Annotated in this window: 20 protein-coding genes; 13 read left to right on the forward strand and 7 right to left on the reverse strand. The window is 42.5% G+C overall.

Going from position 1 to position 26257, the window contains the following annotated elements:
• Positions 1-300: 300 nt before the first annotated feature.
• From RMY31_RS15455 to RMY31_RS15465, 3 genes are read left to right on the forward strand one after another with little or no spacing between them, the layout of a single operon-like run.
• Positions 301-1269, forward strand: a complete 969-nt coding sequence (locus RMY31_RS15455) for a sodium-dependent bicarbonate transport family permease (protein ID WP_322659009.1) — start codon at positions 301-303, stop codon at positions 1267-1269.
• Between the two features lie 4 nt (positions 1270-1273).
• On the forward strand, positions 1274-1585 hold the full coding sequence (locus RMY31_RS15460; RefSeq protein WP_214432737.1) for a P-II family nitrogen regulator: 312 nt from the start codon (positions 1274-1276) through the stop codon (positions 1583-1585).
• A gap of 25 nt (positions 1586-1610) precedes the next feature.
• Positions 1611-2300 (forward strand): carbonic anhydrase, encoded by a 690-nt coding sequence (locus RMY31_RS15465; protein ID WP_322659055.1) that lies wholly within the window; start codon positions 1611-1613, stop codon positions 2298-2300.
• 166 nt (positions 2301-2466) lie between these two features.
• On the opposite strand, the gene RMY31_RS15470 is transcribed toward RMY31_RS15465, so the two are convergent.
• Entirely contained in the window at positions 2467-7164 is a 4698-nt protein-coding gene (locus RMY31_RS15470) for a PAS domain S-box protein (RefSeq protein WP_409877979.1), read from the reverse strand.
• Between the two features lie 999 nt (positions 7165-8163).
• Here RMY31_RS15470 and RMY31_RS15475 point away from each other — a divergent pair.
• Entirely contained in the window at positions 8164-8487 is a 324-nt protein-coding gene (locus RMY31_RS15475; RefSeq protein WP_322659056.1) for an antibiotic biosynthesis monooxygenase, read from the forward strand.
• Between the two features lie 376 nt (positions 8488-8863).
• On the forward strand, positions 8864-9106 hold the full coding sequence (locus RMY31_RS15480; protein WP_322659011.1) for a DUF3134 family protein: 243 nt from the start codon (positions 8864-8866) through the stop codon (positions 9104-9106).
• 337 nt (positions 9107-9443) lie between these two features.
• Here the strand turns inward: RMY31_RS15480 and RMY31_RS15485 are convergent, their stop codons facing one another.
• Positions 9444-11057 (reverse strand): NB-ARC domain-containing protein, encoded by a 1614-nt coding sequence (locus tag RMY31_RS15485; protein WP_322659012.1) that lies wholly within the window; start codon positions 11055-11057, stop codon positions 9444-9446.
• Between the two features lie 214 nt (positions 11058-11271).
• Here RMY31_RS15485 and RMY31_RS15490 point away from each other — a divergent pair, with 214 nt between their 5' ends.
• The 4 genes from RMY31_RS15490 (at position 11272) to RMY31_RS15505 (ending at position 15859) form a co-directional block, all read left to right on the forward strand.
• On the forward strand, positions 11272-11952 hold the full coding sequence (locus RMY31_RS15490; RefSeq protein WP_322659013.1) for a hypothetical protein: 681 nt from the start codon (positions 11272-11274) through the stop codon (positions 11950-11952).
• 378 nt (positions 11953-12330) lie between these two features.
• The gene (locus RMY31_RS15495; RefSeq protein WP_322659014.1) at positions 12331-12636 is read left to right on the forward strand and encodes a glutaredoxin family protein; all 306 of its coding nucleotides are present in this window, start codon (positions 12331-12333) and stop codon (positions 12634-12636) included.
• 32 nt (positions 12637-12668) lie between these two features.
• Positions 12669-14171: a UDP-N-acetylmuramoyl-L-alanyl-D-glutamate--2,6-diaminopimelate ligase gene (locus RMY31_RS15500; protein ID WP_322659015.1), complete on the forward strand. Its 1503-nt coding sequence runs from the start codon at positions 12669-12671 to the stop codon at positions 14169-14171.
• A gap of 191 nt (positions 14172-14362) precedes the next feature.
• A complete protein-coding gene (locus RMY31_RS15505; protein WP_322659016.1) occupies positions 14363-15859 on the forward strand; it encodes a DICT sensory domain-containing protein in 1497 nt (498 codons plus the stop codon).
• Positions 15860-16100: 241 nt separating this feature from the next.
• Here the strand turns inward: RMY31_RS15505 and RMY31_RS15510 are convergent, their stop codons facing one another.
• From RMY31_RS15510 to RMY31_RS15520, 3 genes are all read right to left on the reverse strand, one after another.
• Positions 16101-17705 carry a HAMP domain-containing sensor histidine kinase gene (locus RMY31_RS15510; protein ID WP_322659017.1) on the reverse strand — a complete coding sequence of 535 codons (1605 nt, stop codon included), beginning with the start codon at positions 17703-17705 and terminating at the stop codon, positions 16101-16103.
• 643 nt (positions 17706-18348) lie between these two features.
• Positions 18349-20604, reverse strand: coding sequence for a glycoside hydrolase family 65 protein (locus tag RMY31_RS15515; protein ID WP_322659018.1), 2256 nt, complete (start codon positions 20602-20604; stop codon positions 18349-18351).
• 673 nt (positions 20605-21277) lie between these two features.
• Positions 21278-21523, reverse strand: coding sequence for a hypothetical protein (locus RMY31_RS15520; protein ID WP_409877981.1), 246 nt, complete (start codon positions 21521-21523; stop codon positions 21278-21280).
• A gap of 46 nt (positions 21524-21569) precedes the next feature.
• Here RMY31_RS15520 and RMY31_RS15525 point away from each other — a divergent pair, with 46 nt between their 5' ends.
• The 3 genes from RMY31_RS15525 (at position 21570) to RMY31_RS15535 (ending at position 25041) form a co-directional block, all read left to right on the forward strand.
• Positions 21570-23072, forward strand: coding sequence for a glycoside hydrolase family 10 protein (locus RMY31_RS15525; protein WP_322659019.1), 1503 nt, complete (start codon positions 21570-21572; stop codon positions 23070-23072).
• 293 nt (positions 23073-23365) lie between these two features.
• A complete protein-coding gene (locus RMY31_RS15530; RefSeq protein ID WP_322659020.1) occupies positions 23366-24319 on the forward strand; it encodes an ABC transporter permease in 954 nt (317 codons plus the stop codon).
• 326 nt (positions 24320-24645) lie between these two features.
• Complete coding sequence (locus tag RMY31_RS15535; RefSeq protein WP_322659021.1) at positions 24646-25041, forward strand: PleD family two-component system response regulator; 396 nt, start codon at positions 24646-24648, stop codon at positions 25039-25041.
• Here the strand turns inward: RMY31_RS15535 and RMY31_RS15540 are convergent.
• Positions 25010-25414, reverse strand: coding sequence for a DUF2294 domain-containing protein (locus RMY31_RS15540; RefSeq protein ID WP_322659022.1), 405 nt, complete (start codon positions 25412-25414; stop codon positions 25010-25012). The two genes, RMY31_RS15535 and RMY31_RS15540, sit on opposite strands and share 32 nt — an antisense overlap.
• Between RMY31_RS15540 and RMY31_RS15545 the strand changes: the two genes are divergently transcribed.
• On the forward strand, positions 25415-25543 hold the full coding sequence (locus RMY31_RS15545) for a hypothetical protein (RefSeq protein ID WP_409877982.1): 129 nt from the start codon (positions 25415-25417) through the stop codon (positions 25541-25543). It begins immediately after the preceding gene.
• Between the two features lie 44 nt (positions 25544-25587).
• Here RMY31_RS15545 and upp read toward each other — a convergent pair whose 3' ends face one another.
• Positions 25588-26223, reverse strand: coding sequence for a uracil phosphoribosyltransferase (gene upp / locus RMY31_RS15550; RefSeq protein ID WP_322659057.1), 636 nt, complete (start codon positions 26221-26223; stop codon positions 25588-25590).
• Positions 26224-26257 lie beyond the last annotated feature (34 nt).

Genomic DNA, 26257 nt, shown 5'->3' on the forward strand with positions numbered 1-26257 from the left:
GATGCAAGACCTTGCACCCATACAGGAGTTGGAAGTGAGCAGTAGAGACACGATTATACTCTTACGAGAAGCCGCTCTTACGAGCGTCTACGCGTCTGTACAAGAGTTAAAAGTTTTATCTCCCGCTGCCCCTCCGCCCCTCTGCCTGACTTCATTTGTGATTACTTTTGCCTAACTACTTACTTCCTCACCAATTGACATGGGGTAGCAATACACGATACATCATGATCCATCAGTTAAATTTTTTGAGATGAAAAATTTCTTGAATTGCAGAATTCACCAGTATGAGGAGGGGTGGAAATGGATGTCAGCTTGATTGTATCCAACATCCTGAATCCGCCAGTTCTATTTTTCTTTCTGGGGATGACTGCTGTTTTTGTCAAGTCCGATCTGGAAATTCCTGCCCCTATACCTAAACTCTTCTCGCTTTATCTACTGTTTGCGATTGGTTTTAAAGGGGGAGTAGAACTAATCAAAAGCGGGATCACTCAGGAAGTGATTCTGACGCTCGCAGCAGCCATGTTTATGGCTTGTTTAGTGCCAATTTACACCTTTTTTATTCTGAAAGTGAAGTTGGATACTTATGATGCTGCTGCGATCGCTGCAACTTACGGTTCTATCAGTGCTGTTACTTTCATCACCGCTAGTGCCTTTTTGACTGAGCTTGGCATTCACTTTGATGGTTATATGGTGGCAGCTCTTGCCCTGATGGAATCTCCTGCCATCATTGTTGGTCTGATCTTAGTGAATCTATTCACAGTTGATGAGAAGCGGGACTTTTCTTGGCCGGAAGTGTTGCAAGAAGCATTTTTGAATAGTTCGGTCTTTCTGTTAGTTGGTAGCCTCATAATTGGCTTCTTAACAGGAGAACACGGTTGGAAAGTCTTAGAACCCTTTACACAAGGGTTATTTTATGGCGTTCTCACTTTCTTTTTACTAGACATGGGACTAGTCGCCGCTAGAAGAATTAAAGACTTGCAAAAAACAGGAGTTTTTCTTGTTTTATTTGCCATACTAATTCCAATACTTAATGCAGGCGTTGGGTTAGCGATCGCCAAATTCATCAGTCTGCCTCCAGGAGATTCACTCTTGTTTGCTGTGTTATGTGCCAGCGCTTCTTATATCGCTGTGCCAGCAGCTATGCGATTGACTGTTCCGGAAGCGAACCCTAGCCTGTACGTTTCTACCGCTTTGGCAGTGACATTCCCGTTCAATATTATCGTGGGAATTCCGTTATATCTATACGGAATTAACCTGTTTTGGAGGTAATAATATGCACCTAGTTAAAAAGATAGAAATTATCGCCAACTCGTTTGAACTTAGCAGAATTTTAGATGGTTTAGACAAGTCAGGCGTACATGGTCATGCTGTCATCCGCAATGTTGCTGGCAAAGGATTACGAGGAACAGCCGAAGATTTAGATATGACGATGCTCGATAATGTGTATATCCTCGCCTTTTGTATGCCAGAGCATGTCAAGCCTGTGGTGGAAAACATTAGACCGCTACTAAACAAGTTTGGCGGTACTTGTTACATCTCAGATGTGATGGAAATTCGCTCTACAAAATGCATAGCGTCGTTGTAAAATCATGAATCAAAATAAGCATTCTATGGAACGTCGTGACTTCTTGAAGTTAGGAGTCACAGGAGCATTTGGGGTAATGGTCACTGCTAGCGATTTACTCTGGCGAGTTCAACCTGCAAAAGCTGCCGAAAGTCCTCAATCTCTCAGTCCCGATGCAGCACTACAGAAGCTGCTAGAAGGAAATCAGCGCTTTATTCAGCATCAAGCCCAATACCCGGATCAAACTGCCGAACGGTTGAAGGAAGTTGCTCAAGCTCAACATCCATTTGCAACTATCCTTACTTGTGCAGATTCCCGAGTGCCTGTAGAAATTGTTTTCGATCAAGGTGTTGGGGATATCTTTGATGTGCGAATTGCTGGAAATATTGCCACACCTGAAGCCAGAGGCAGTATTGAATATGCTGTCACCCTGTTAGGCACGCCGGTGCTAATGGTACTGGGTCATGAGCGATGTGGAGCAGTAACCGCAGCCGTGCAAAAACAAAAACTGCCTGGTGACATTGGTACTTTTGTCAAAGCAATTAAGCCCGCTGTCGCCAGGGTCAAGGATCGGCCAGGTGACCCAGTTGAAAACGCTGTAGTTGCAAATGTGCAATATCAAATTGAACAGTTACAGCGATCGCAGCTTTTAAGCGAGCAGCTAAAGTCCGGCAAACTCAAAATCGTTGGAGGTCGTTACGACCTAGATACGGGGAAAGTGACGATTGTTGCTTAATTTCATAGAGGGGATTATACCACGTCTTGTTAATTCATGACATATAATCACAATTCTCTAAAATAACGTTACATACGCAAGTTTGGAAAGTCAGATTAAATCTGGCTTTCTTAATATCACTTTGGTTTTTGCTGGCATCGCTTCTGCTGGTATTTGTTTCAGTATCTCAGTACTCTGGATTTTTGAGTACATGATGTAAGCCATGCAATAATTCCTGGGCGGTGAAGGGCTTCAATAACATGAGTTCGACATTAGTACAATCATCTTCTACAAACGCTTCATTGGAATTAAGACCACTGCAAGCAATGATTTGCACTTTTGGGTTCATTTTTTGTAAGGTGCGGATGGCAGTTGTGCCATCCATCTCTGGCATCATCATATCCATCAAGACTGCACTGATATGATGCTTGTGCTGGGCATAAAGTGCGATCGCTTCGATACCATTACTGGCAGTGAGAGTTTTGTAGTTGTAGTTTTCTAAGATGATGGTGGTAATCTCGAGAATTTGAGCTTCATCATCGACAACTAAAATTAACTCCCCATCACCTGTAGGCGATTCCATCTCTTCTATATTCATGGCTTGAGTTGCCTGCACTGCTGGCAAGAAAAGCTTAAATTGGCTTCCTTTTCCAACCTGGCTAGACACATTCACAAAACCATCGTGACTTTTGACAATCCCAAGCATGGTAGAAAGACCTAATCCTGTACCTGTACCAACTTCTTTTGTGGTGAAAAATGGCTCAAAAATTCTATCCAAGATTTCTGGCGGCATTCCAATTCCAGTATCGGCAACAGTCATCACAACGTAATGTCCGACTTTGGCATCTAGATTCATCCTGGCATAGGCTTCATCAATAAACATGTTTTCTGTAGAAATTTTAATAGTGCCACCGTCTGGCATGGCATCACGAGCATTGACTACTAGGTTCATCAATACCTGATGCAGTTGTGTGACATCTCCAAATATCGCCCACAAATCTTCCGGAACAGCGATCGCAAATTCAATAGATTTGGGAAATGTCTGCTTGGCAATCAAGGTAATTTCCGAAATCAGATGTTTGATTTGGACTATGGTACGCTCTCCTTTAAATCCGCGTGCGAAAGATAAAACTTGTTTAACTAAAGCAGCGCCGCGTCTGGCATTGTTCTCTACAATTGCCAGTAGGTGCTGATAGCGCTCTTGGTCTTGCGTGTATCTTACTTGTAGTAGTTGAGCTGATGCCAAAATTGGTGTCAAAATGTTATTCAAGTCGTGAGCAATGCCACCTGCCAAAGTGCCGAGACTTTCTAATCGCTGGGCACGGAAAAATTGCTCTTCGAGTTGTTTCTTTTGTGTAATGTCAGTATCAACACTCAGGATAGACTTGGGTTGTCCCGCAGCGTCACGCATCAGTGTCCAGCGGCTCTCTACGATAATTTCTCTGCCAGATTTCTTAACTTTACGTAACTCACCTTGCCACGAGCCAGATTCAGTTACAGTTCTCACAGCCGTTTCTACTTTCGGCAAAGTTTCTTTGTACAAAATCTCTTTAGCATCTTTACCCAAAACCTCTTCTGCCTGCCAACCGTAGAGACGTTCTGCACCTTTATTCCAAAATAAGATTTGGGATTGGAAATCTCGTACGAGAATCGCGTCAGTGGCGATATCTAGTAGTGCTGCTTGTTCTTTGATTTTCTGTTGTGCCTGTTTGCGTTCGCGCTTCGCGGCTTGCCGTTCGCTAATATCAGAAAACGAAGCGACTACAGCATAGGGAGTGGGGTCGTTGTCTCGAAATAAGGGTTGGGAATTAATTTCAATCCAGGTGAGTTGTCCGTTGGGCTTGTGGACTCCCATCACCACATGCGAACAAGGTTTGCCTGTATTTAAAGTGATTGTTGTGGGATGAGTTTCACCAGGGAAGGGAGAGCCGTCTTCATGAATAGTCTGCCAACAGGAATCGTTAGCGGTTCTGCCGATAATCTCGTTGGCTGCAAGTCCCAGAATGTTTTCAGCACTGGCATTACAAGCTACTATGCTGCCATCAACCTCCATCAGGAGAATACCCTCTTGCATGGCTGTGACAACCGAACGATAGCGTTCTTCGCTTTCTTTAAGTGCTTCCTCTGCCTGCTTGCGATCGGTAATGTCTCTGGTTGTACCAATCATCCTTGTGGGCTGGCCGATTTCGTTATGGTAAACTTTACCAGTGCCGCATAACCAGTGTATGCTGCCGTCAGGCCAGATAACTCGGTAATTTAATGGAGGTCTGGTTCCTTGTTTAATCGTGTCAGCCACAACTTGACTCACAGATTCGCGGTCTTCTGGATGGACTAAATCGAGATATTCTTCATAGGTTGGAGGTTCTGGGGCACTTGGCAGACCATACATTGGTCTTAAATTGGCAGACCAAACGGCGGTGTTGCTAACAAGGTTCCAATCCCACACACCTACCCGGCCGGCTTCCAGAGCTAAACTCAGTCGCTCCTCGCTCTGTCGCAGTGATTCTTCTGCTTGCTTGCGTTCGGTGATATCTTCGGCAATGCCACCACAGGAGTAAACTTTTCCTTGTTCATCCTGCATGACGAAGCCCCGATCCCAGATCCAGCGAATTGAGCCATCTGGACGCAAAATGCGATATTCTATATCGCTGGACTCTCCACGCTGATGTTGCGCTAGTTTTGCTATAACGCGATCGCGATCCTCTGGGTGAACTGTATCTATCCAAGAGCTAGGTCGATCGCGCAGACTTTGAACAGAACGACCCCAAATTTTTTCATAAGCAGGATTAGCATACAAATTGTCTCCTGTCTCTGGGTTGGCAATCCAGAGCAGAGCGTGGGTGTTGGCGGCAAAATGGCGAAATTTCTCTTCGCTCTCGCGCAATGACTCTTCTACTTGCTTGCGTTCGGTGAAATCTTCGGCAATGCCACCGTAGCAGCAAACTTTTCCTTGTTCATCGCGAATAGGAAAGCTGCGATCCCAGATCCAGCGAATTGAGCCATCAGGACGCAAAATCCGATATTCCAATGTAGCAGATTCACCATTGAGAAGTTGTTGGGCTACTGTTGTTCTGACGCGATCGCGATCTTCTGGATGAACGTTGTCTATCCAAGTTTCCGGCTGTTCGCATAAACTTTGACAAGAGCGTCCCCAAATCTGCTCATAAGCAGGACTAACGTACAAGGTTTGGTAGGGATCTGGGCTAATAATCCAGATAACTGCATTGATATTTGCTGCAAAATGGCGAAATTTCTCCTCGCTGGTTCGCAGTGCTATCTCCATCTGCTTGCGATCGGTGATGTCTCTGCCTACTCCCTGAATTTCAACTACCTTTCCTGTTTCATCTTCGATCGCTGTGACGTTCCATTGATACCAGCGAAAACCGTTAACTGTGAATATGCGTTGCTCGCTAATGGTTAAGTGATGGGGTGGTGAGGCGATCGCCCTCAGATGTTGCTTCGCTTGCCGCAGTTCATCTGGATGGCAAAATTGAGTCAATGATTGACCGCGTAACTCATCCAATTGCCAGCCCAATGTTTGGCAAGCTGCTGTATTGGCAAAGGTAATCTGCTGCTGTAAATCTATGCGGATCACAAGGTCAGTTTGGCTCTCAATCAGTTGACGATAGAGTTGCTCGCTTTGCCGCAATGCCTCCTCGGCATGTTGGCGCTCAATGATTTCCTGTTGTAAGAGTTCGTTAGCAACCACAAGTTCTGCTGTGCGTTCTGCTACTCGTTGTTCTAATTCATCAGTAGCCTGGCGCAATGCTGCTTCTGCTTGTTTGTGTTCGCTAATGTTAGATACCAACCAACGCCAGCCAACTCGCTGCCGCTGTGAATTGTACACAGTAGCAATCCTGATGCTAGCTGGGAAAGGTTTGCGATCCTGTGGCTGAAGATAAATTTCCCAGTCTTGGACATCTTGCAAACTTTGTAGTTGGGTAATGAACCGATGGCGGTCTTGCTCAGCAATAAATAAAATTAATGGTTTACCCACCAAATAGTTTTGGCGCACAGAGAGTAAAGTCCCTGCTGCATTATTAGCCTCTTGGATAAAACCATAAACATCGGTCACCAAGTAACCGTCTGGAGCAAACTCAAATAAATCCTGGTAACGCTGGCGTTCAAATTCTGCTGTTTCACGGGCAAAAGCTAGTTCTACATTTTGTTGGCGCAGTTCTTCTTCCGCTACTTGTAGTTCTTCAAGGGTTAGCTGAAGTTCTTGGTTAACTTGCATGACTTCAGCAGATTGTGCATCAATCCATTGTTTTAAATAATTATAAGTTTGACAGCGTACTGCCTCTATGTGCCGATTCTCCTGCTCTAAATCATTTGTTGGGTCTTGTAAATGTTGCTGTAAGGCGGCGACGACACCAACCATTTTCACTAAGTCAAAGGCTTGCAGCAGGCAAGTTTCAGTGACGATTCCTACTAATTGTCCTTGCTCATCCAAAATCGGTAGATGGCGAATCTGATATTGATGCAATAATGACAAGGCTGTGAAGATATCCTGAGAATGTGATGGCGATTGGATCGAGGTAATAACTGGCTGTGTCATCACCTCAGCCATTTTTACCTGAGATAAATCTATCCCAGATGCTGTTACTCTAATTACATCTGTGTCTGTAAATATTCCTAAGAGATGTCCTGCTTCTACAACTAAAATACAACTAGTTTGTCGCTGATTGCATCTATTTGAGTCTAACGACGAACTAAAGCTGCTCAGTGGTAAATTATCACTTCGTTGCTGACTCATCAAGATAACAGCATCGACTACATAACTATCAGGGCTAATCGTTAAGGGAGAATAATCTATAACATGATATAAATTTGGTAAATCAATCAACCGATCGTTGAATCGCATAGTTAATTCGTCAATTCTCATTATCTTATCGAATTAGAACGATATAGCGAAAGTTAAAGTGAGTAAACCGTTGGCAATCAGCAGTTATTGAGATTTAATAAGAAACTAAGCAAATTTATTGATGAATCTAGCAATGCCAAAAGCGCGATTTATAATATGCACGGTTTATCAGCCAAATGAGCATACAAGTTGGGACATTGATAAAATTTTGTAGTGGTCAAACTCATTTTATTGTCAAATGAGGGATAGAAGAACTGCTATCTAAAAAGATTACCTTATTTGATGGGCTTGATAGTCCTGTTGTCGTGAAATAAATAAAATTAAGTTGTTTGCAGGATAGCGATCGCTCCACTCTTTGATGTAATATTTGATTTCTGTGACTAACTACTGCCAATCTAGTCAAACATTGCAGAAACAATGCTTATCGCCCAATCAGCTTAAATACTTAAGTGACAATAAATACTAATCCTCCAGGCGGGAAGTTGCACACCAGTTGTTACCCTATAAGAAGCCTACCTTAGCCTGAGAGAGCGCGGAGCATTGTCTACAAGTTCCAATTCCCCAGCTACACCAGACGCGCAGGCGGGTTTTGCTTGTGTAGATCCGATAGATACGATTTTTAACCGCCGATTTAACTTTCCCTAACGAGGGGCAAGTTTTTCGCATTTTGAAACTGGCGATAGCATTAGCGAGAGAGTCGTCAAGGCTCAAAATATACCAGCAGGTAATTCCATGAATTTGATAAGTTTTTGTAATTTTTCTACTGGAGTGGCAATTAATAGGCAAGATTCCTGAATTAACTGAGCGGAAATACGATTAATTGGTAAATAATATTAAGTTTTAAGTTTTTACTTAAGATATTTAAAACTAAGTTGTATTCATAATTCTTAAATATTAAATTTTGCTTTCTTTTTAGCGGTTGTTTGTTTTTATTTGTAAAAATTACGACTAGAAACAATTAAGACATTGATACTAATTAGTGTTGTAACTGTTAACATACTTGAATACGGAGTCAAAAAAATAATGGATTTTCAAGATTTTCTCAGACATAAATTTGCTCACGTTGCTATTGGAGAATTCAAGCCAGGGAAATTTGAAGCGGCAAAAAAACTTTATGAAGAAGCTGTATTAACTTACACTACTGGCTTCAAAGGAGCATATCTGCTACAAGAACCAGGAACAGATAAAGGTATCTCCGTAATTTTTTGGGAAAGTGTAGAAGATATGACAGCTAATCAAAGTGAGGCTTACCAAAGTATCTTGAAAAAGATGATGCCCTTGTTTGCTGAGCCGCCAGAAACTGTTGTATATGAACTCGTTTGTGAAATAAAGCCCATAGAATAAAACAGAAAAAACCAGTATCTGGAGTAAATAATAAATCTAGGCACTCGCAATATTATTGAGAAATTATTGATTTATCGCACGATGCCGATCGAGAAAAATTAGCGGACGAATAGATATATCAGGTGCTAAAAAGTGTGCTGTTGACTTGACTAACTATTTAGCACCTGAACACGAACAAGTATATTTTGCACAGTCTATAATTAATACTCGATTATAAAAAAATATCTGCCATAAGGAAGAAGCTTTTAAAGAAACAACGAGCAAACTTATTAATCATATAAAGTTGCCATCAAACATAGTAACTTAGTCACAGGGAAGATATAGATACTATTGCTGAACGCAACTTAGTATATAGATTCTTCGGGGGTAAACAAAAATGGTTAAACTGTCTAACCCTGCTCTCTACGAAGAACCTCGTCACCAGCTAACAGCTATCATTCCTCTTAAGCAAGAGGAATCTTTGCTCGATTGGTTGCAAAGTACTGGTCGATTAGTGCGACATGTATCTGTTGAATACTATTACCAAGATGAGGAAGAAGACGAGGAAGAAGATGTGGCAGAGTTCGTAGATCCTATGGATGCCTATAATTTGGAAGCCGAGGGAATAGAGGATTTATAGGAATAGTGTTCCTTATCAAAGGCCAGGAAAGCAGGAGGGAGTGCTGTTAGCGCAGCGTTAGCGCAAGTCTTTTCCCAAGGGGAGAGTGACTCACCTCCTGACTTCTGCCTTTTGCCTGAATTTACTAGTTGACACCTATAAATTTCGTTACAAACCAAAGCCAATAATAAACTGGCTACGGTGGCATCGAATTTTATTATTAAATTTGGAAATAACAATTATTACTTGAGTTGCATTTTATTCGCCAGTAAAGTCTTTTAGTTGAAGCTATTGCTCTTTTTTAACTAATCGCAGGATATGAACAGAAAGACAGCGATCGCATGTTTTTGAGCTTCTATTATGCCAAAACATGTTTTTGCTTATTAGTGAGATGCTTATTCCTAGTCTGAGATTTATTGATGTTTCGATTCAGGTTCTTGGCAAGATTTTGCTTATACGTAGCTTTTATATGTATTCCATCTGTAATCTGCTTTAAAAGCTGGCGAATTTGAATTTCTCTTGATGGGTCTTTTGTTGTCGTCTCTAATAGTTTATAGCTACTCAAAATTTTTGCTTGTTCTAGTGTAATTTCTTGATGATAAAGTTTCAGAAATCTTTCTGTCACATACTGTATGATAAATGGTTGTTGTGTAAAGCAATTATCATTTATCTCGATCAGCGATCGCTCTAGTAGTGACACTAAAATTTCTAGTAATTCGCTTTGTGATTTTTGGTTTACAAAATATTCTTGTAATTTCTCAACAACAACTGATTCTCGATTAATTGCTAGCCAATACATCAAGGTCTGCTCTTCATTTGTCAAACGATTAAATTGCCTTTGTAAAATACTCTGAATATCATCAAAGATTAATGTTTCTAGTTGCCGATATTTCAAAAATTTAGAAATATTCCCCTGAAAAACTTCCAGAATACCTGTGGCTACTATTTTTAAAGCTAAGGGATTACCAGCATAATGCTTAATCACGGATTCCCATTCCGATTTTGACCCACTAAAGGTACCTTTTAGTTGAAAAATTTTTCTTCCTTCTGCCAACTGCAAACCTGTTAGTCGTATTGAGCGAACTGGTAAGTGTTCACCCTCCTTGTTTGCTAAACCTTTGGGTTTTTCAGAAGAAGTTAATAATAAGCAACTTTGATGGGGTATTTCTGCGATGCAACGGAGTAGATGACCATATTCTTCATAACCTTCTCGATAATTACCTTTAGAATCGCCACTTTGTAATATCGATTCACCATTATCCAGAATAATCAGGCAACGATGCGATCGCAAAGTTTCCATCAGCCTTAAAATTTCCTCGTCTACCGTTTTTGGTAAATCATTTTGGCGTTGCCCAAGGAATTGCAGCAGTTGGGTTAACATTTCATCTATAGATGGTGCATTCCGTAGCGATCGCCAAATGACATACTCAAATTGAGACTGAATTTGTATTGCTAATTTGGCTGCGTTGGCTGTTTTGCCTATGCCACCCATACCTAATATAGTTATTAAGCGACAGCGATCGTTCAAAATCCATTGTTCTAATTTCGCAAGTTCATCTATGCGTCCGTAGAACGCAGATACATCTATTGCTTCTCCCCAATCAGCTTGATTTTTAATTGGGAATCGCTTTAGTCCGCTGGAAGTGCAACTTGGGTTTTGGATTAGAGATTCTTCTGTCACCTTCTGATTAACCCATCTGCTTGTATGCTTTCGCCACTTGCGTTCCAGAGACGATTTGAAGTTCGTTTTGCTGACTTCTTCGCACAACGCTTCTGTCAAAATCCTCCACAACTTTGGCCCGACACTTCGCTTTAAATAACTCACCGAGTAACTTGTTTCTTTAGCAATCTCCTGGTATGTCTTATTCTCCCAGGAACCTCGTAGAATAGAAATTTCCACGGTATTCAGCCGTCTTCCGACTGTGGTAAAGACCACTTCATCTGCTACTTCCAGTCCTTCCTCAAAGTTCATAGCCTACTCTTCGCTGCCGTATTTATACTTACAACTATTTATCGGCACTTTTACAGAACTTTATGCGAACTTTTAAGAACTTATATGTATCGACAAGCATCAGTGGTTATGAAAAACTGTTATTTATTCATGATGCAAATTGTTAGTTCCTAAATGCCAATAGTAAACGACTTGCAAAGGCTGCCGGGAAACCATGCTTTGAAGGAGTAGGAATATGAGTATCAAGGCTTGGCCCTTTCTTGTAAGTCGCAATCGCGATCTTGACTATAGAACTGTAGTGGCTCCTGATTTCATTTATCAGGCTGGTATTTCCAACCTGTTGGCTAAAGTTGCTGATGGTGATTTAACTAAATCAGAATATGTTTTTGTTCGTAAAGTTCAAGATTCCAAAGTCGGAGACTTTACAATTATCTTTCGAGTACTCGAAGCTACAGAAAAAGATATCAATCTTCAAGGTAGTAATCAGGTACTTAAAGACTCTTTTGGTAGAAAAATCTATCTATTAGAGGGTTTTGTTATTCAGGAAATTGGGTCAAGCAATTTTTTCCAAAAAGATATCGATCGAGTTCACAATCTAATAGTAGAAAACTACAGCCAATTTTGGAAATGGACTACACCTAGTTCTGCTATCTCTTCTACAGCTTTCTCTTTGGCAAACAATGAGTCTGATATTCCTTTAAAACTTGAAGAATTAGAGCCGTTTCAGGTAAGAAATAAAGCTTCAATACCACAATATAATCAGTTTATTTCAGTTGGTTTAATAGCTGCTATAATCACAATTTTGCTAATTACTATGGGATTATTTCTCAAATTTAGTTTTGGAAATAAAGAATTACAAAAAAATAATCGTAATAATGCAAGTTTTCTGAATAGTTCTCTAAAATTAGAATTTTGAAGTAGGTAGACATAATTAAATGTAAAATGTCATTGCGTTCGCGTAGCGTCTCGTAGAGAGGAGGTACGACGTAGGCAGAGCCTTCTTGCAGAGTAGCAATCGCAAAGACCTGTTCTTAGTGCGAGATTTTGTGATTGCTTCACCGCACTTCGTTTCGCTCGCAATGACGTTGCAAAAAGTGGGATGCTCCCGAAAAAAATTACACCAAAACTCAAGTTTTAGCTTTATTTATGGTTATAAATTTTTTAACATGTTTAGAAGCGATCGCCCCTACTACGAGAAAATATATTCCAGCGATCGCTATCCAGTTACGCCTATCATGACATGTAGAGACGCGATATATTGCATCTTTTGGCTATAGGCAATTGATTTAGGCAAATGCGATTAATTTTATACAGTAAACCTGGATGTCATTTATGTGAAGGCTTACAGGAAAAACTAGAAAAAATTCAAAATCTCAGTTTCGAGTTGGAAATTCGGGATATTACAACTCGTGAAGATTGGTTCAGTGCTTATCAGTATGAAGTGCCTGTACTTTATCTATCGAACCGTAAAAACGCAAACGAAGAGGTAAATGTCATCGAACAACCCTTGCCGCGTCCTTCTCCCCGTGCTAGTGTGCAGCAGTTGGAGCAAATGCTATCTAAGTATTTATCCAACAATCAAAAAAATAATGCAGAATAGGCGCAAGGAAAGCGTGTGACGAGGTTCACAAGATGAAATTGCGGGAATTACTAGCAGTAGTAGACAGTGTTGAGCAATTGCCTAACCATCCGACTTTTGAGGATGCAGAAGTTAGGGGTTTGAAGACGAATTCCCATGCTTGCAGTGCTGGAGATTTGTTTATTGGGATGCCGGGAACGCGGGTAGATGGGGGAGAGTTTTGGCCAAGTGCGATCGCATCGGGTGCTGTGGCGGCGATTGTCTCGGCTGAAGCTGTCCAGAAAAATCCTCCCAACTCCGAGGCTGTTGTCATTAGTGCCAACAACATGACTCAAGCCTGTGCCCAAATAGCAGCAGCTTTTTACAATTATCCCAGCCAAAAACTCAAAATGGTGGGTGTGACGGGTACCAATGGTAAAACTACAACTACTCACCTAATTGAATTTCTGTTGGGAAAAGCCCAGCTATCTACCGCTTTGATGGGAACTCTCTACACTCGGTGGGCTGGTTTTGAGCAAACCGCCGTCCACACTACGCCGTTTGCTGTGGAACTGCAACAGCAGCTAGCAGAAGCGGTGAATGCTGGTTGTGAATTCGGGGTGATGGAAGTGAGTTCCCACGCTTTAGCCCAAGGTCGAGTTTTAGGTTGTGAGTTTGAGGTGGGGGTGTTCAGCAATCTCACCCAAGACCACTTGGACTACCACATCGATATGGAAGATTATTTTGCTGCCAAAGCATTGTTATTTAGCCCTGATTATCTCAAAGGACGAGCAATAATTAATGCTGATGATGCCTACGGTAAGCGATTAATCGCCGCATTGAATCCCGAACAAGTTTGGAGTTACAGTGTTAACGACAACAGTACTGATTTGTGGATGAGTGACCTGAGTTACCAGCCTAATGGTGTCAGTGGCAAGTTACATACACCAAAAGGTGATGTAACTTTTCGCTCGCCCTTAGTTGGTCAATACAACCTAGAAAATCTCTTAGCAGCAGTGGGAGCAGTTTTACACTTAGGGCTAGATTTGCAATTAGTTGCCTCTGCAATCCCTGAATTTCCAGGAGTTCCCGGACGGATGGAACGGGTGCAGATTAGTCATGAGCAAGACATTAGCGTGATTGTTGATTATGCTCATACCCCAGATAGTTTGGAGAATTTGCTGAAAGCGGCACGTCCGTTTATACCCGGTAAGATGATTTGCGTATTTGGCTGTGGAGGCGATCGCGATCGTACCAAGCGTCCTAAAATGGGAAAAATCGCTGCTGATTTAGCTGATGTAGCGGTGGTGACATCCGATAATCCCCGCACCGAAGACCCAGAACGAATTTTACAAGATGTTTTAGCAGGAATTCCCCCAACTGCAAAGCCGACAGTAATCAGCGATCGCGCTACTGCCATCCGTACCGCTATCTTACAAGCACAACCCGGCGATGGGGTATTGCTTGCTGGTAAAGGTCATGAAGACTACCAAATTCTCGGTACAGAAAAAATCCACTTTGACGACCGAGAACACGCACGTGATGCTTTACAAGAAAGATTAAAGATTGAGAATTAGGTATTGGGAAAAGGGTAAGGGGTAAGGAGAAAGAACTATCCCTTTGCCCTTTAACCTTTGACTTTTTCCCCTCTTATCCAGTCCCCTCCCCTTAAATAATTCATGGCTTTTTGTAAAAAAATTACACGTAAGCCTGAAAATCAGTGACACGGTGATTTTTTCCCCAAACTTTTTGTTGTTGTGCTTAACTCATGAATGATTCTCCGCGTAAGGATCTGTCTTTTTATCGGTTAGCTTTGGGAGTGGAAGCGCCTCCCCAGCCATTGCCCCTCAATCCTGCTACTCTGCTATCACTGGTGCGATCGCAAATAGACTTACTGATTGAGCAGCAGATCGCCGCAACAGTCTGGGTTAAGCTACCACCTGGAAAAATTTGGCACGCAGAATTAGTGCGTTATCAATCTTCGGTGAGTGATGCTAGCATCTATACTTGCCAGATTGGGGAGAGAGAGAAAGGAACAGGAGAGCAGAAAGAGAAGTTGCTTGGAGGGAAACCCTCCAAGCAAACTTCGGGGAGCAGAGGAGAACTTGTTACAAATCTTTCTTCTCATCCCTCCATCCCCTCATCTGCCAATCACCTAAGCGTGCAGTTATTACCATATAGGCATCTACAACGGGAATACTTTCTGATAGTTTTGTCGCCGCAGTTTTGCAGTTTAATTTTGGTATATCGACCGCTCAAAAGAGGTAAAACGCGTGTCTTAGCCAAGGAAAACGCTGTGCAGGCTCCACCTTTGCTGGCTATGACTACTATGGAGAGCAGAGTCATTCAGCGAGTATTAGACGGCATGAAAGTGGCGATCGCACCAGCATCTTCTTCCATTGCAGTTGCGGATATTACTTATCCTATTGCATCCGAACCAGCACTCGTAAGTCAATTGTTGACCAAACAACTCCAGCGACAGGATGAGATGAATCGTCAAAACCGGAGTGAGCGCATTGCCAAGATACAACAGCAAAATCAAAAGCTGCACAATAAGGAGCAACTTAAAGATAAATACTTAAGAAATATGTGTCAGGAACTACGTACACCCTTGACGCAGATGAAGACAGCACTCTCGCTCTTAAATTCCCCTACTCTCAAACCACCACAGCGACAGCGTTACTTACAGATGCTGAATACGCAGTGCGATCGCCAAAGTACTTTGATTACGGGTTTATTGGATCTGGTGGATCTAGAGCAGAATTTAGAGAAGACGACTTTAGAATTGGTACGCCTGTCAGATATTGTGCCTGGGGTAGTCAGTACATACCAGCCTGTAGCGCAAGAAAAAGGTATTATGTTAGCCTACACTGTACCAACTGAACTTCCAGCTGTTTGGTGTGTGACTGGTGGGCTAAAACAGATAGTCATTAATCTACTGCATAACAGCATTAAGTTTACCGCCAATGGTGGTCGAGTATGGGTAAGAGCGCGTGTTCACGGTGATTATGTCCAATTAGAATTCCGCGACACAGGCATCGGTATTGCTGAAAGCGAGATTCCCAAAATCTTTGACTGCTTTTATCGTGTGCGTTCAGGATTAACAGAAGATTTGGGTGGCGCTGGCTTGGGGTTAACAATTGTGAAGCGGTTATTGTGGCGTTGTGGTGGTTCTATTTCTGTCAAGAGCAGGCCTGATGAAGGTTCTACCTTTACATTGCAATTGGCGAGTAGACACGACACACCATACCCAAACCTGACTTGAGAGGTCTGAATCACGGTTCGCCCTTGGCGTTTCACGCCACTTGCTCCACTTGGGGAAACCCCAAGACCGCAGTGACTACCCTTGGCAGAAGTTTGCCCAAAGGGAAACCACGTCAGTTTCTTCAATGGGGGGAACCCCCACAACGGACTGGCTGCTGCTTGCAACTTCTCGCTGAGTGAGCAGTTATAAGTTAGAAATTCTCCTTATATCCACGTCCTCTTGCTACCCTGCCTCCTAACTCCTAAACTCCTAATTTTTGCTTACCGCTAACTTCCAATGGTAAGAAAATAGTCATAACTTCCCCGTAGTGTGGACGCTGGCGGACAATCAGTTTGCCACCAATCGCTTGAAACAAATGCTTGGTTGCAGCAATATTCAAGCTAATTGTGCCTGTTTCTGGTTGGAACATCAGCAATTGACCAAGGGCTTTGCGGATTGGTGGTGTTGCAGGTGTGGCAGCTTGATTTGTATCTTGACACTGCGACTGAGGCAATAATTGTAACTTTAGTTGATCGCCAGCTGGAATAACTTTTACTTGAATACAACTGCCAGCAGGTAAGCTGCGGGTAAAATTCTCCATCAAACCAGTCAGTACCCGATCCAGCATATTGGGATTGCTGACTACTGTTGGCAATTGCTGGGGTAACACAACATCTAAAGTTAAGTTCCGTCGATTGGCAGCTTGTTGCCAGCGGGGAATACTCTGCTGCAACACTTGATCCAAAGACATTGGTGTCAGTTGAGTGTTAGCAGATTTTACCGATGCACTAGTTTCTAGTTCTGCTGCCTTAAATAGCAACTCCATGCGGTCAATTTGCTCGGTACACTCATGGTCGATAACCTCTAAACGATGAATCACGTTGGCAGGCAAGTCTTGTCGCTTTAGTAACAAGCGAGTCATGGTGCGAATAGTTGTCAAAGGCGTGCGAACTTCATGGGCAAAGGCTTGGAGCAATTCTACATCGGGACGGGGAGGAGTTTCGGAAGACGAGGAGAAAGAAGACGTGGTGACGTGGTGACGCAGTGAACCAGCACCTTGGACTGAGCCGCTTTGCGGCATTCGCGTAGCGTCGACCACAGGAGAAGACTTGGGGCGACTGGTGTTCCCCGCAGGGGTTCTGGCAGAGTACCCTAAGGGTGAAGCGGATAAAGAACTTTCCGTATCCCCATGTCCGCGTATCCCCGTGTCCTCTTTCACCATGTCATCATCTGGTGTTAATTCCTGAAGCAACAACTGGCTAAACTGAATTACAGTGCGGTAATCTGGTGCTATTGGGGAGTATTGTTCTACTAATGCATCCAATTCGGCGAATAAATCTGGATTAGTCAGCATAACGCGCGCTCCTAGCGATCGCCAGGCCTGCTGGACTACCTCTGGCTCAAAGGAAAATAAAAATGCTTTGTTACCGCTTTTTTGTTCTGCTAAAACCAGCACTAATCTAAATTTATCTGTGAAAACCAAGCAAAACTGCTCCGCAGCCAGCGGATCGGCAGGTAGTAAAGGTAGTACCGACTCATGGGGAGTAATTTCTTCATCTGGCATAGCGATCGCATCTGGCATCTGAAATGGCATCAGTGCCAAAGGATTAAACGGTCTTGCTGTAAAAGTTACTGTCTGTAAATTTTGAGTCAATATTGGCTGACTAAATAGGGGTGCTGGAGCAGCTAACACTAATCCTTGACTTGCGTCACATCCAGCATTTGCTAAAGTGTTAATTAGCAAATGTTCTGTCGCTGCTAAACTGATGCGCCACTGTTGCTCTGCTTTAGTTGGCGAACATTCAGCCACAGTTGATTGACTGTCGGCTAAAATTTCACTCAGACTTGGCAATATCCATTCGTACACAAGTTTTCACCCCTTGATTTTAGAGCCACTGGAGAGCGTTGAGATTAAGCATTTCCCTACTTACTATGAGGTTATAGTCATTTATTTACTGATGACAGTCGTAGAACCGAACAAGATAGGCGCAATTTCCCCTGATTGGGGATAAGAGGAGCAAGGAGAGTAGAGAGGCAGAGGGGCAGAGGTGCAGAGGGGCAGAGGGAGGTGAGGAAGAAATATAACTAACTATTTTTGCCTGTTCCCCTTCGGGTGACGCTCCTTCGTCGCTAACGCCAGTCCCCCAGACGCTCGAAGACTCGCTAACGCTACGCTATCGTGACGGAGACCGCCAAGACGGGGGCTGGTCTCACCTGTTCTTTTTTATCCTGACCACTGATTATTGACTATTAACTAGTTTCTCAGAAAATATACCTTTTGGTGGATACATAGCTTACAACTGTGGAGAATTGAAAGCTTTTAATCCGAAGAGATGAAAGTTAATCTGATTTTTCACGGTATATGAAAAACCTCTCTCCTTGCAGGAAAGAGGCTTTGAATTCTCTCCATTTCCTAGTAGGCAAAGGGGCTGGAGGTTAGGTTTCTGATTACTGAATTGATGCTCTAGAGTTGCTGAGTACAAAGTAATTAAATTGTTGTTCGGTAGTCATCAGTTATCAGTCAACTTGACAGCTGAGACTTCCTTTCCTATAACCATTTCTGTTTCTTGTCGCAAGTCAAACTCGTACCACTCGTTATGCCATTGCAACCGAAATTGGAGGCGCTGCCAATTATGAGGTAGATTGGGACAAGCAATCGGGCCAAATTGAGTCATGCGGACACCGCCAAACCCAAAAACCACAGCCTGCCACACTCCGCCAGCACTCGCGGCGTGAATTCCTTCGGCTGCGTTACTTCTGACATCTTCCAAGTCTACCAACGCGGCCCGCAGAAAGTGGTTGTAGGCTTGGTTTGGTTGATTGAGGTCGCAAGCTAAGATAGCGTGAATTGCTGGGCCTAGTGAGGAACCATAAGTGTGGTCAGTGCGTTGGGTGTAATAGTCCCAGTTGCTAGCCAGGGTTTGATGGTCGTAACGCTGACGCAGCAAATATAGGAGCATTAACACGTCTGGCTGTTTGAGAATCTGCTTTTGGCTTGTGGCTTCAATTCCTAGCAAGCCTTGTAAGGATTTAGTGCGGGGTTCGTAATCAGCCAAGTTGACATGTTCTAGCTCAAAAAAGCCTTCAAATTGCTCAATTAAGCCAGTTTCTGCATCTTGGTTGACAAATAATCGCTCTTGAATTTCTGTCCAACGATGCAAACGTTCTGGAGTTAAGTTGAGTTTTTGTACTAGTTGTGCCCATGTTTCAGGATAAGCCTGCTGCAACCAGTCCCCCAGTGCTAAAGCAGATTGTAAATGCCACTGCACCATCAAATTGGTGAAGGCATTATTATTGACGCGATCGTGATTTTCATCAGGCCCAATGACATCTAAAATGTCGTAGCTGTGGCGTTCTTGATTCCACTGGACTCGACTTTCCCAGAACACAGCCGTATCAAGGATAATTTCCGCGCCATAATCTCGCATCCACTCATCATCGTCGGTGGTCTGCCAGTAGTGCCAAACTGCATAAGCGACATCAGCAGTAATATGCACTTCAATATCACCGCACCAGATTCTCACTAACCCGCCCTTGGCATCTGGTACCCAACGGGGAGTCACTTCATCGCCAGTGGTGGCACTTTCCCAAGCAAACATAGCTCCTTGATATCCTGCTTCTTGGGCTTTGCGTCTTGCTGCTGGTAATGAGTGGTAGCGGTAGGTGAGTAAGTTTCGTGCTAAGTCTGGTTGGGTGAAGGTGAGCAAGGGAAGGATAAAAATTTCCGTATCCCAAAAAATATGTCCGCGATAGGCAAAACCGGAGAGAGTTTTGGGAGGAATGCTGACTCGGTTGTCGTGACGCGGTGCTACAGCCAGTAATTGGAATAGATTGTAGCGAACGCTTAACTGAGCTTGGCGATCGCCTTCTATAATAATGTCACTGTCTTGCCACACTCGATCCCATGCTGCAATGTGAGCTGCTAGTAGGGTAGTGTATCTCGGTTCGTCCGCTAACCTCTGGATAGCTGCTGCAATGGGAATTTCTACATCTCGTGATGTAAACAGGGTGACAATTTTTTCTACAGTTATCGTTTTTCCGGGAAAGGATTGAAAATTAGTTGCCAAGGTAGGAGAAACAGTTGCATTCTCTATGCAAATGGTTGCAGTATCATCGCCTTCTACTACCAACTTAGCTGCCATTCCCAGTTGAATGCCTGAGCGCAGAGTTTGGTTTTGCAGCCAGATAATCCGGTCTATGCCACCTTGGTTTATGGTTCGCCAATGTCCCATGCCTTGGGTGTCTGGTTTGGCATCAAATCCAGCTTCGACTACAATATCACCCTCAAAATCTATAGATGTAATTTGACAGCGGATTGCTAAGACATGCCGATCTGCCAAACTGGTGAAACGCTCAAAGTGGAAATCTAGGGTATGACCTTTGGGTGAACGCCACCGGACATCACGGCTAACTATACCTAAGCGTAGGTCAAGCCGACGTTCGTAATTGATAATTTCTCCACTATTCATGCTAAAGCGATCGCCTGCCACTATCACCACTAACGGCAGCCAGTTGGGACAGTTTACAAGTTCGGTATAGGCAATCTCTACATCGTCGTAAATACCATGAATCAATGTTGCCGCAGAATTATTGGGGTATCCTTCTTCAAAAGTCCCCCGTGTTCCTAAATAACCATTGCTCAGGGTGAAGACAGTTTCTTGATGATGTAGTTTTGTGGGATTAAATTCTGTTTCAACGACGTTCCAGTCGATAGTATTAAGCAGTTGCTGATTTAGTGGAGAATTTTCAATAGATACATCGAGCATGAGCAAAAAAACCTATATTTGTGGGCAAGATAAAATTCAATTCTTTAGGGATTAAATAAATGTTTTCCACTTTTTGTAGTCGTTGAGACATCAAAGCAGTTTAGACAGCAAATATTGACGCTACTATTAACAGCACGTTCCCCATTTCATCCCTCTATAGTTAGGTTCCATCAATAACCTAAGTTAGAGCTAAGACACTAAAAAACTATACTAGACGATACATGTGCTTGTGGGAAGGAAGAACTCAACATTTCTTGAGAAATTTTTTTTATTTAATATTGTATAAGCGCGTATTACCATGTTTTAAAACATCTATATTGCTTTGGCAATATTGGCTTAAATCATTTTTTATTTTTTAGTTTTAATTTAAAATTTCAGAGCAACAATAAATTTTGCCTTATGGCAAAAATATAAAGCTACTAAATATTCATTTGCTGGTTAAAACTGCACTAGTAATGAACCAACCTTATTGGTAGTTGAGATACATATACAGCAATCGGCTTTGATTTCTGAACTGATTTGCGTAAGACAGGCAATAGGGGACTTCCAAATAAAAAAATAATCAATCGCTTGGGTGAGCAGGGGGAGTAGGGGGAGTAGGGGAGGCAGGGGGAGAAGAAATTGGATACTGGTATTGGATGCAGGAATTGAGTAATTTAATTATTGGATGTCCCTAGGCAGAAGTAGTTATTATTTCTCCCTTGTCTCCCTTGTCACCCTGCCTCTCTGCTCCCCTTCCCCCTTCCCAAAGATTTCGGAACTTAACAACCAGCTTGTCGTCTTCAGAAATCGCACTTGCTCCCACAACGCTAACTATCAGAATTTTTGTGAACATCAAAGCCATTTTTTTCAGCGGACTCTTACTTCTGGCAAATTCCTCTGTCCAAGCTAACTCTCCACGCAACCCAGAAAATGTCATATCAAGCCCGAGTAATAACTTATTATTAAAATCTCTCCGCATTCCCGTGTCCTCGCGTCCCCGCGTCAGCCAAAACGTTAAGTCTTTAGACAAAAACCACATCATCCCTCCATCGCCCACCAGAGAATTCCGAGGTGCTTGGATTGCTACAGTAGCAAACATTGATTGGCCTTCAAAACCCGGTTTACCCACCGCCCAGCAAAAGACGGAATTAATTGCAATGCTTGACCGAGCAGTACAATTAAAACTCAACGCTGTCATTTTGCAGGTACGTACTGGTTGTGATGCATTTTACTCATCTCCCTACGAGCCTTGGTCAGAGTATTTAACTGGCAAGATGGGCAAAGCACCAGAACCTAATTATGACCCTTTAGCTTTTGCAGTGGAAGAGGCGCATAAACGAGGCTTAGAGTTACACGCTTGGTTCAACCCCTTTCGCGCCCATCATCCCCAAGCTAAATCTGCAATTTCTCCTAACCATATCAGCAAAACCCATCCAGAATTAGTCAAGCGGTACGGTAAGTATCTCTGGTTAGATCCAGGAGAAAAGGCTGTTCAGGAATACTCACTCAAAGTGATTCTGGATGTTGTCAACCGATATGATATTGATGGCGTTCACATTGACGACTATTTTTATCCTTATCCAGAACGAGATAAGCAACATCGTACTATTGATTTCCCGGATGAACCGAGTTGGCAAGCATATCTGCGTTCCGGAGGCCAAAATAGCCGTAGTGACTGGCGGCGAGAAAATATCAACACATTTGTACAGCATTTGTATGAGGATATTAAAATCGCCAAACCTTGGGTAAAAGTTGGCATTAGTCCCTTTGGTGTTTGGCAACCGGGTTATCCAAAACAGCTTGCAAATAAGGAAGATGCACGCGGCTTTAACGCTTACGAACAGCTATATGCTGATTCGCGCAAATGGCTAGAGAATGGCTGGTTAGATTATCTTTCACCGCAACTATATTGGAAGATTGAACAGGTTCAACAAAGTTATCCAGTGTTACTGAACTGGTGGTTAGAACAAAATACCAAAGGTAGAAATATTTGGCCGGGAATGTTTACCAGCCGCGTGGCTAATAACAGTTCTACAGCTTGGCCTGCTAAAGAAATACTCTCTCAAATTCAAATTACACGGGGTTATTCTGGGGCAGGTGGCAACGTTCATTACAGTATGAAACCACTGATGCAAAATCGTGGTGGCATTTCTGACTTATTAACCAAAGATGTTTACGCCACTCCTGCTTTAGTGCCAGCATCGCCCTGGTTGGATAATACACTACCCGGTAAACCCAGTTTAGATATTCAAAAAGATGCTACTGGGAAAAGAATTCAACTCAACTGGAAACCCACTGGCGAACAAAAAGTTTGGTTATGGGTTATGCAGACTAAAAAGGCAGATAAGTGGACAACAAATATCTTACCTGTGAAGCAAACGTCTTACGTGCTGAATGATACTCAGATTGAGAGTGCAACTGTCTCCGCAGTGACTCGCTACGGAACTCAAGGTACAAGCGCTATTGTGGAGGTTAAAAACGATTAGCTAAAAATTTAAACACTCGCACTTGCCTGAGAGTATTAAAGACTTATCCACGAGAATCAAAGACTCATTCACAGAGTTCTCAGATTCATCAATGAGTGAAAATTATAAGCGATCGCTCCCTTTTTCGGCGTTGCATAACAGTGGGATGAATTGGGGTAAGCAGGGGAGGCAGGGGATGCAGGGGGAGAATTTTAGAAGTTGCTAAATCATCCCGCAACTATGCAACGCCGGATATTTAATCCAAAATCCAAAATTGGTATGGGCGATCGCCGCTAAGCTGATAATCTTAAATCATGGTATTAGGCAGTCAAAATCATCTCAGTTTCTTCTCTGATTACCTGGTTGCTAGTCTGCGTCTAGCCATACCTTTAGCATTTGCCGCCCTAGGAGGATTGTACTCGGAACGGTCAGGAGTGCTAAATATTGCTCTCGAAGGCATATTGCTTACTGGTGCTTTTTCCAGCGCTGCTGCCACCTTTTACACCGGAAATGTCTGGGTTGGTGTCCTCGCTGCTTTGATTGCTGGCTCCTTAGTCGGTCTACTCCATGCATTTCTATGCGTGAGTTTGCGCGTAGACCAACTAGTATCAGGATTAGCAATTAATCTCGTAGCTGCTGGCTTAACATCATTTTTGGCGCGGTTGGTATTTAGTGGTGGTAACGCCCAACGATTACCAGGAATTGAGGCTATTGTCATTCCTGGTCTAGCTAATATTCCTTTAATTGGAGTATTGTTGTTCCAGCAAGATATTCTCGTATATTTACTGTTATTTTTAATCGCATTAACTACATACATTTTGTTTCGTACCAGCTTCGGTCTGACTTTGCGCGCTGTGGGGGAATATCCTCAAGCTGCGGTTACGGCTGGGGTATCTGTGCAAAGAGTGAGATATTGGGCTGTAGTGATGAGTGGCTGTCTTGCCAGTTTGGGAGGGGCTTATCTTACCTTAGTGCAAATAAAATTCTTTACAGAAGGCATGAGTGCTGGGAAAGGATTTATTGCGATCGCAGCATTAATTTTTGGCAGGTGGCATCCTATAGGTAGTACTTCAGCTTGTTTACTATTTGGTGCTACCGAAGCTTTGCAATTACGAATTCAAGCATTAGGTGCAAATATTCCCTATCAGTTTTTGACGATGCTACCATATGCGATCGCGATATTGGCATTGGTAGGATTAGCTGGCAAATCTACGCCCCCAAAAGCATTAGGTGTTCCTTATTTTCCAGAAAATCGCGAGTCTAACTAAGTATTTAGGGAACTCCAACAAAATGACAGTTCACAGTCATCCGTCATCAATTCCCGCTTGACTAAATGTACATTTATGAGGAAGATGTCAGTATTTGCTTGATTTTTAAGCTTGTTACTGTCTACCTTCAATATCAGCGTAGACAATCAACCTAGTAATTCATATACGAGCTAGTCCATTTCAAGCCGCACTCTGCCGCTTGAAGGAAGCCTCGTACATACGCAAAAACGCTTATCAAAGAACATAACCTTGTTAAAGCGAGGTTATTCGTAACTATACAGTAAAGTCTGGGTGTATAACCTCTCATTAGAGGTGATTAGTTGTTTATGGATGGACGACCGTTAGTTTTAGTTGTAGAGCAAAATTTACGTAATTTGGAATTACTAGATTCTCACCTAAAAACATTAAATTTATCGTGTATTTGTGCCAAACAGGGGGTGAGGGCAGTAATATTGGCACAAACTCATAAACCTGACCTAATCTTATTAGATATGATGCTGTCTGATTTAAGTAGCAGCCAAGTAATTGCTTATCTCAAGCAAGACCCACAAACGGGAACTATCCCTATCATTGCAGTAATACCTTTAACATTGGTACAAAACAATAATTTTTCTGTCCTTACAGGTGCTGATGATTACATTACCAAACCCTACGATTTTAATAAATTAGAAGTCGTAATTGGATGCTATCTCAGTCAGCTAAATTTTTCAAATTCCCTTTAGGAATAGATTCAGGATTGCGAACTTCAGGCAATTGATTTAAAACAACAATTATCCCAGTACGACCTGTTACTAAATTTGTATTGCTTATCAGGTCAATAACAGGTTTGCCAATAAGTTCTTCAATTAAGTTTTGGAGTTGCGGTTTAATTATTTTTTCTAAAGACGATCGCACTTGTTCTGCCAATATTTCATTACCTTCATCTAGCAAAATTCGCTCAGTCTGTGTAACGGAGTTTTCTAGAGAAATAACTATTTCTTTATTAAAAAAATGACAAATAATTTGGCTAGGGCGCTGTCCCAGTTTTTCATGATAGAGAGAACTGATACGCTGTGAAATTTCTCTTTCTAGTTGTCCAATAGTTGGATATGACATATGGAAAAACCAGATAATACAAAAATGTTAGTGATAGAAGCTGAGCTTCTATCTTCCCCTATGGATATATTAGAATTAAGCAATAGCCAGGAGGAAAATAACTCAGAAAAATCTACTTTTTCCTGCTAATCAACCTCTTACTTTGACTTTTTTTCCCTATCTTAACTATCAGCTTATTTTGTACCAAACAAGCGATCGCCGGCATCTCCTAGTCCAGGAATAATATAGCCATGCTCATCCAAATAATCGTCAATAGCAGCAGCATAAATAGGCACGTCAGAGTGTGTCTCACAGAAATGCTTAATACCTTCCGGTGCTGCCAATAAACAGACGAATCTAATCGATAAGGGATTAGTTGATTTTAAACGTTCGACTGCTGCAATAGCAGAATTACCAGTCGCTAGCATCGGATCTACTACAATCATATCTCGTTGCTCAACGTCATGAGGAACCTTGAAATAATACTCAACAGGAATCAAGGTTTTCGGATCGCGGTATAAACCTATATGTCCAACCCGTGCTGATGGTATTAACTCCAGCATTCCATCCAAAATTCCCTGGCCTGCCCGCATTATCGAAACTAACACTAACTTTTTATCAGGGGCAAGTACTGGTGCATTCATGGGGGCCAGTGGTGTTTTAATCTGTTCAGATTTCAGCGGTAAATCTCGCGTTACTTCATAAGCTAACAACAAGCTAATTTCCTTAAGCAGGTTGCGAAATTTTGTTGTACTGGTTTCAGCTTTACGCATTAGTGTCAGTTTATGCTGAATCAATGGATGTTCGATAATTGTTACTTGATTTTGCATATTAATCATTAGTTGTTAGTCAGTGGTCAATTGC

The sequence above is a fragment of the Dendronalium sp. ChiSLP03b genome (assembly GCF_034531165.2).
GTDB classification, from domain to species: domain Bacteria; phylum Cyanobacteriota; class Cyanobacteriia; order Cyanobacteriales; family Nostocaceae; genus Dendronalium; species Dendronalium minutum.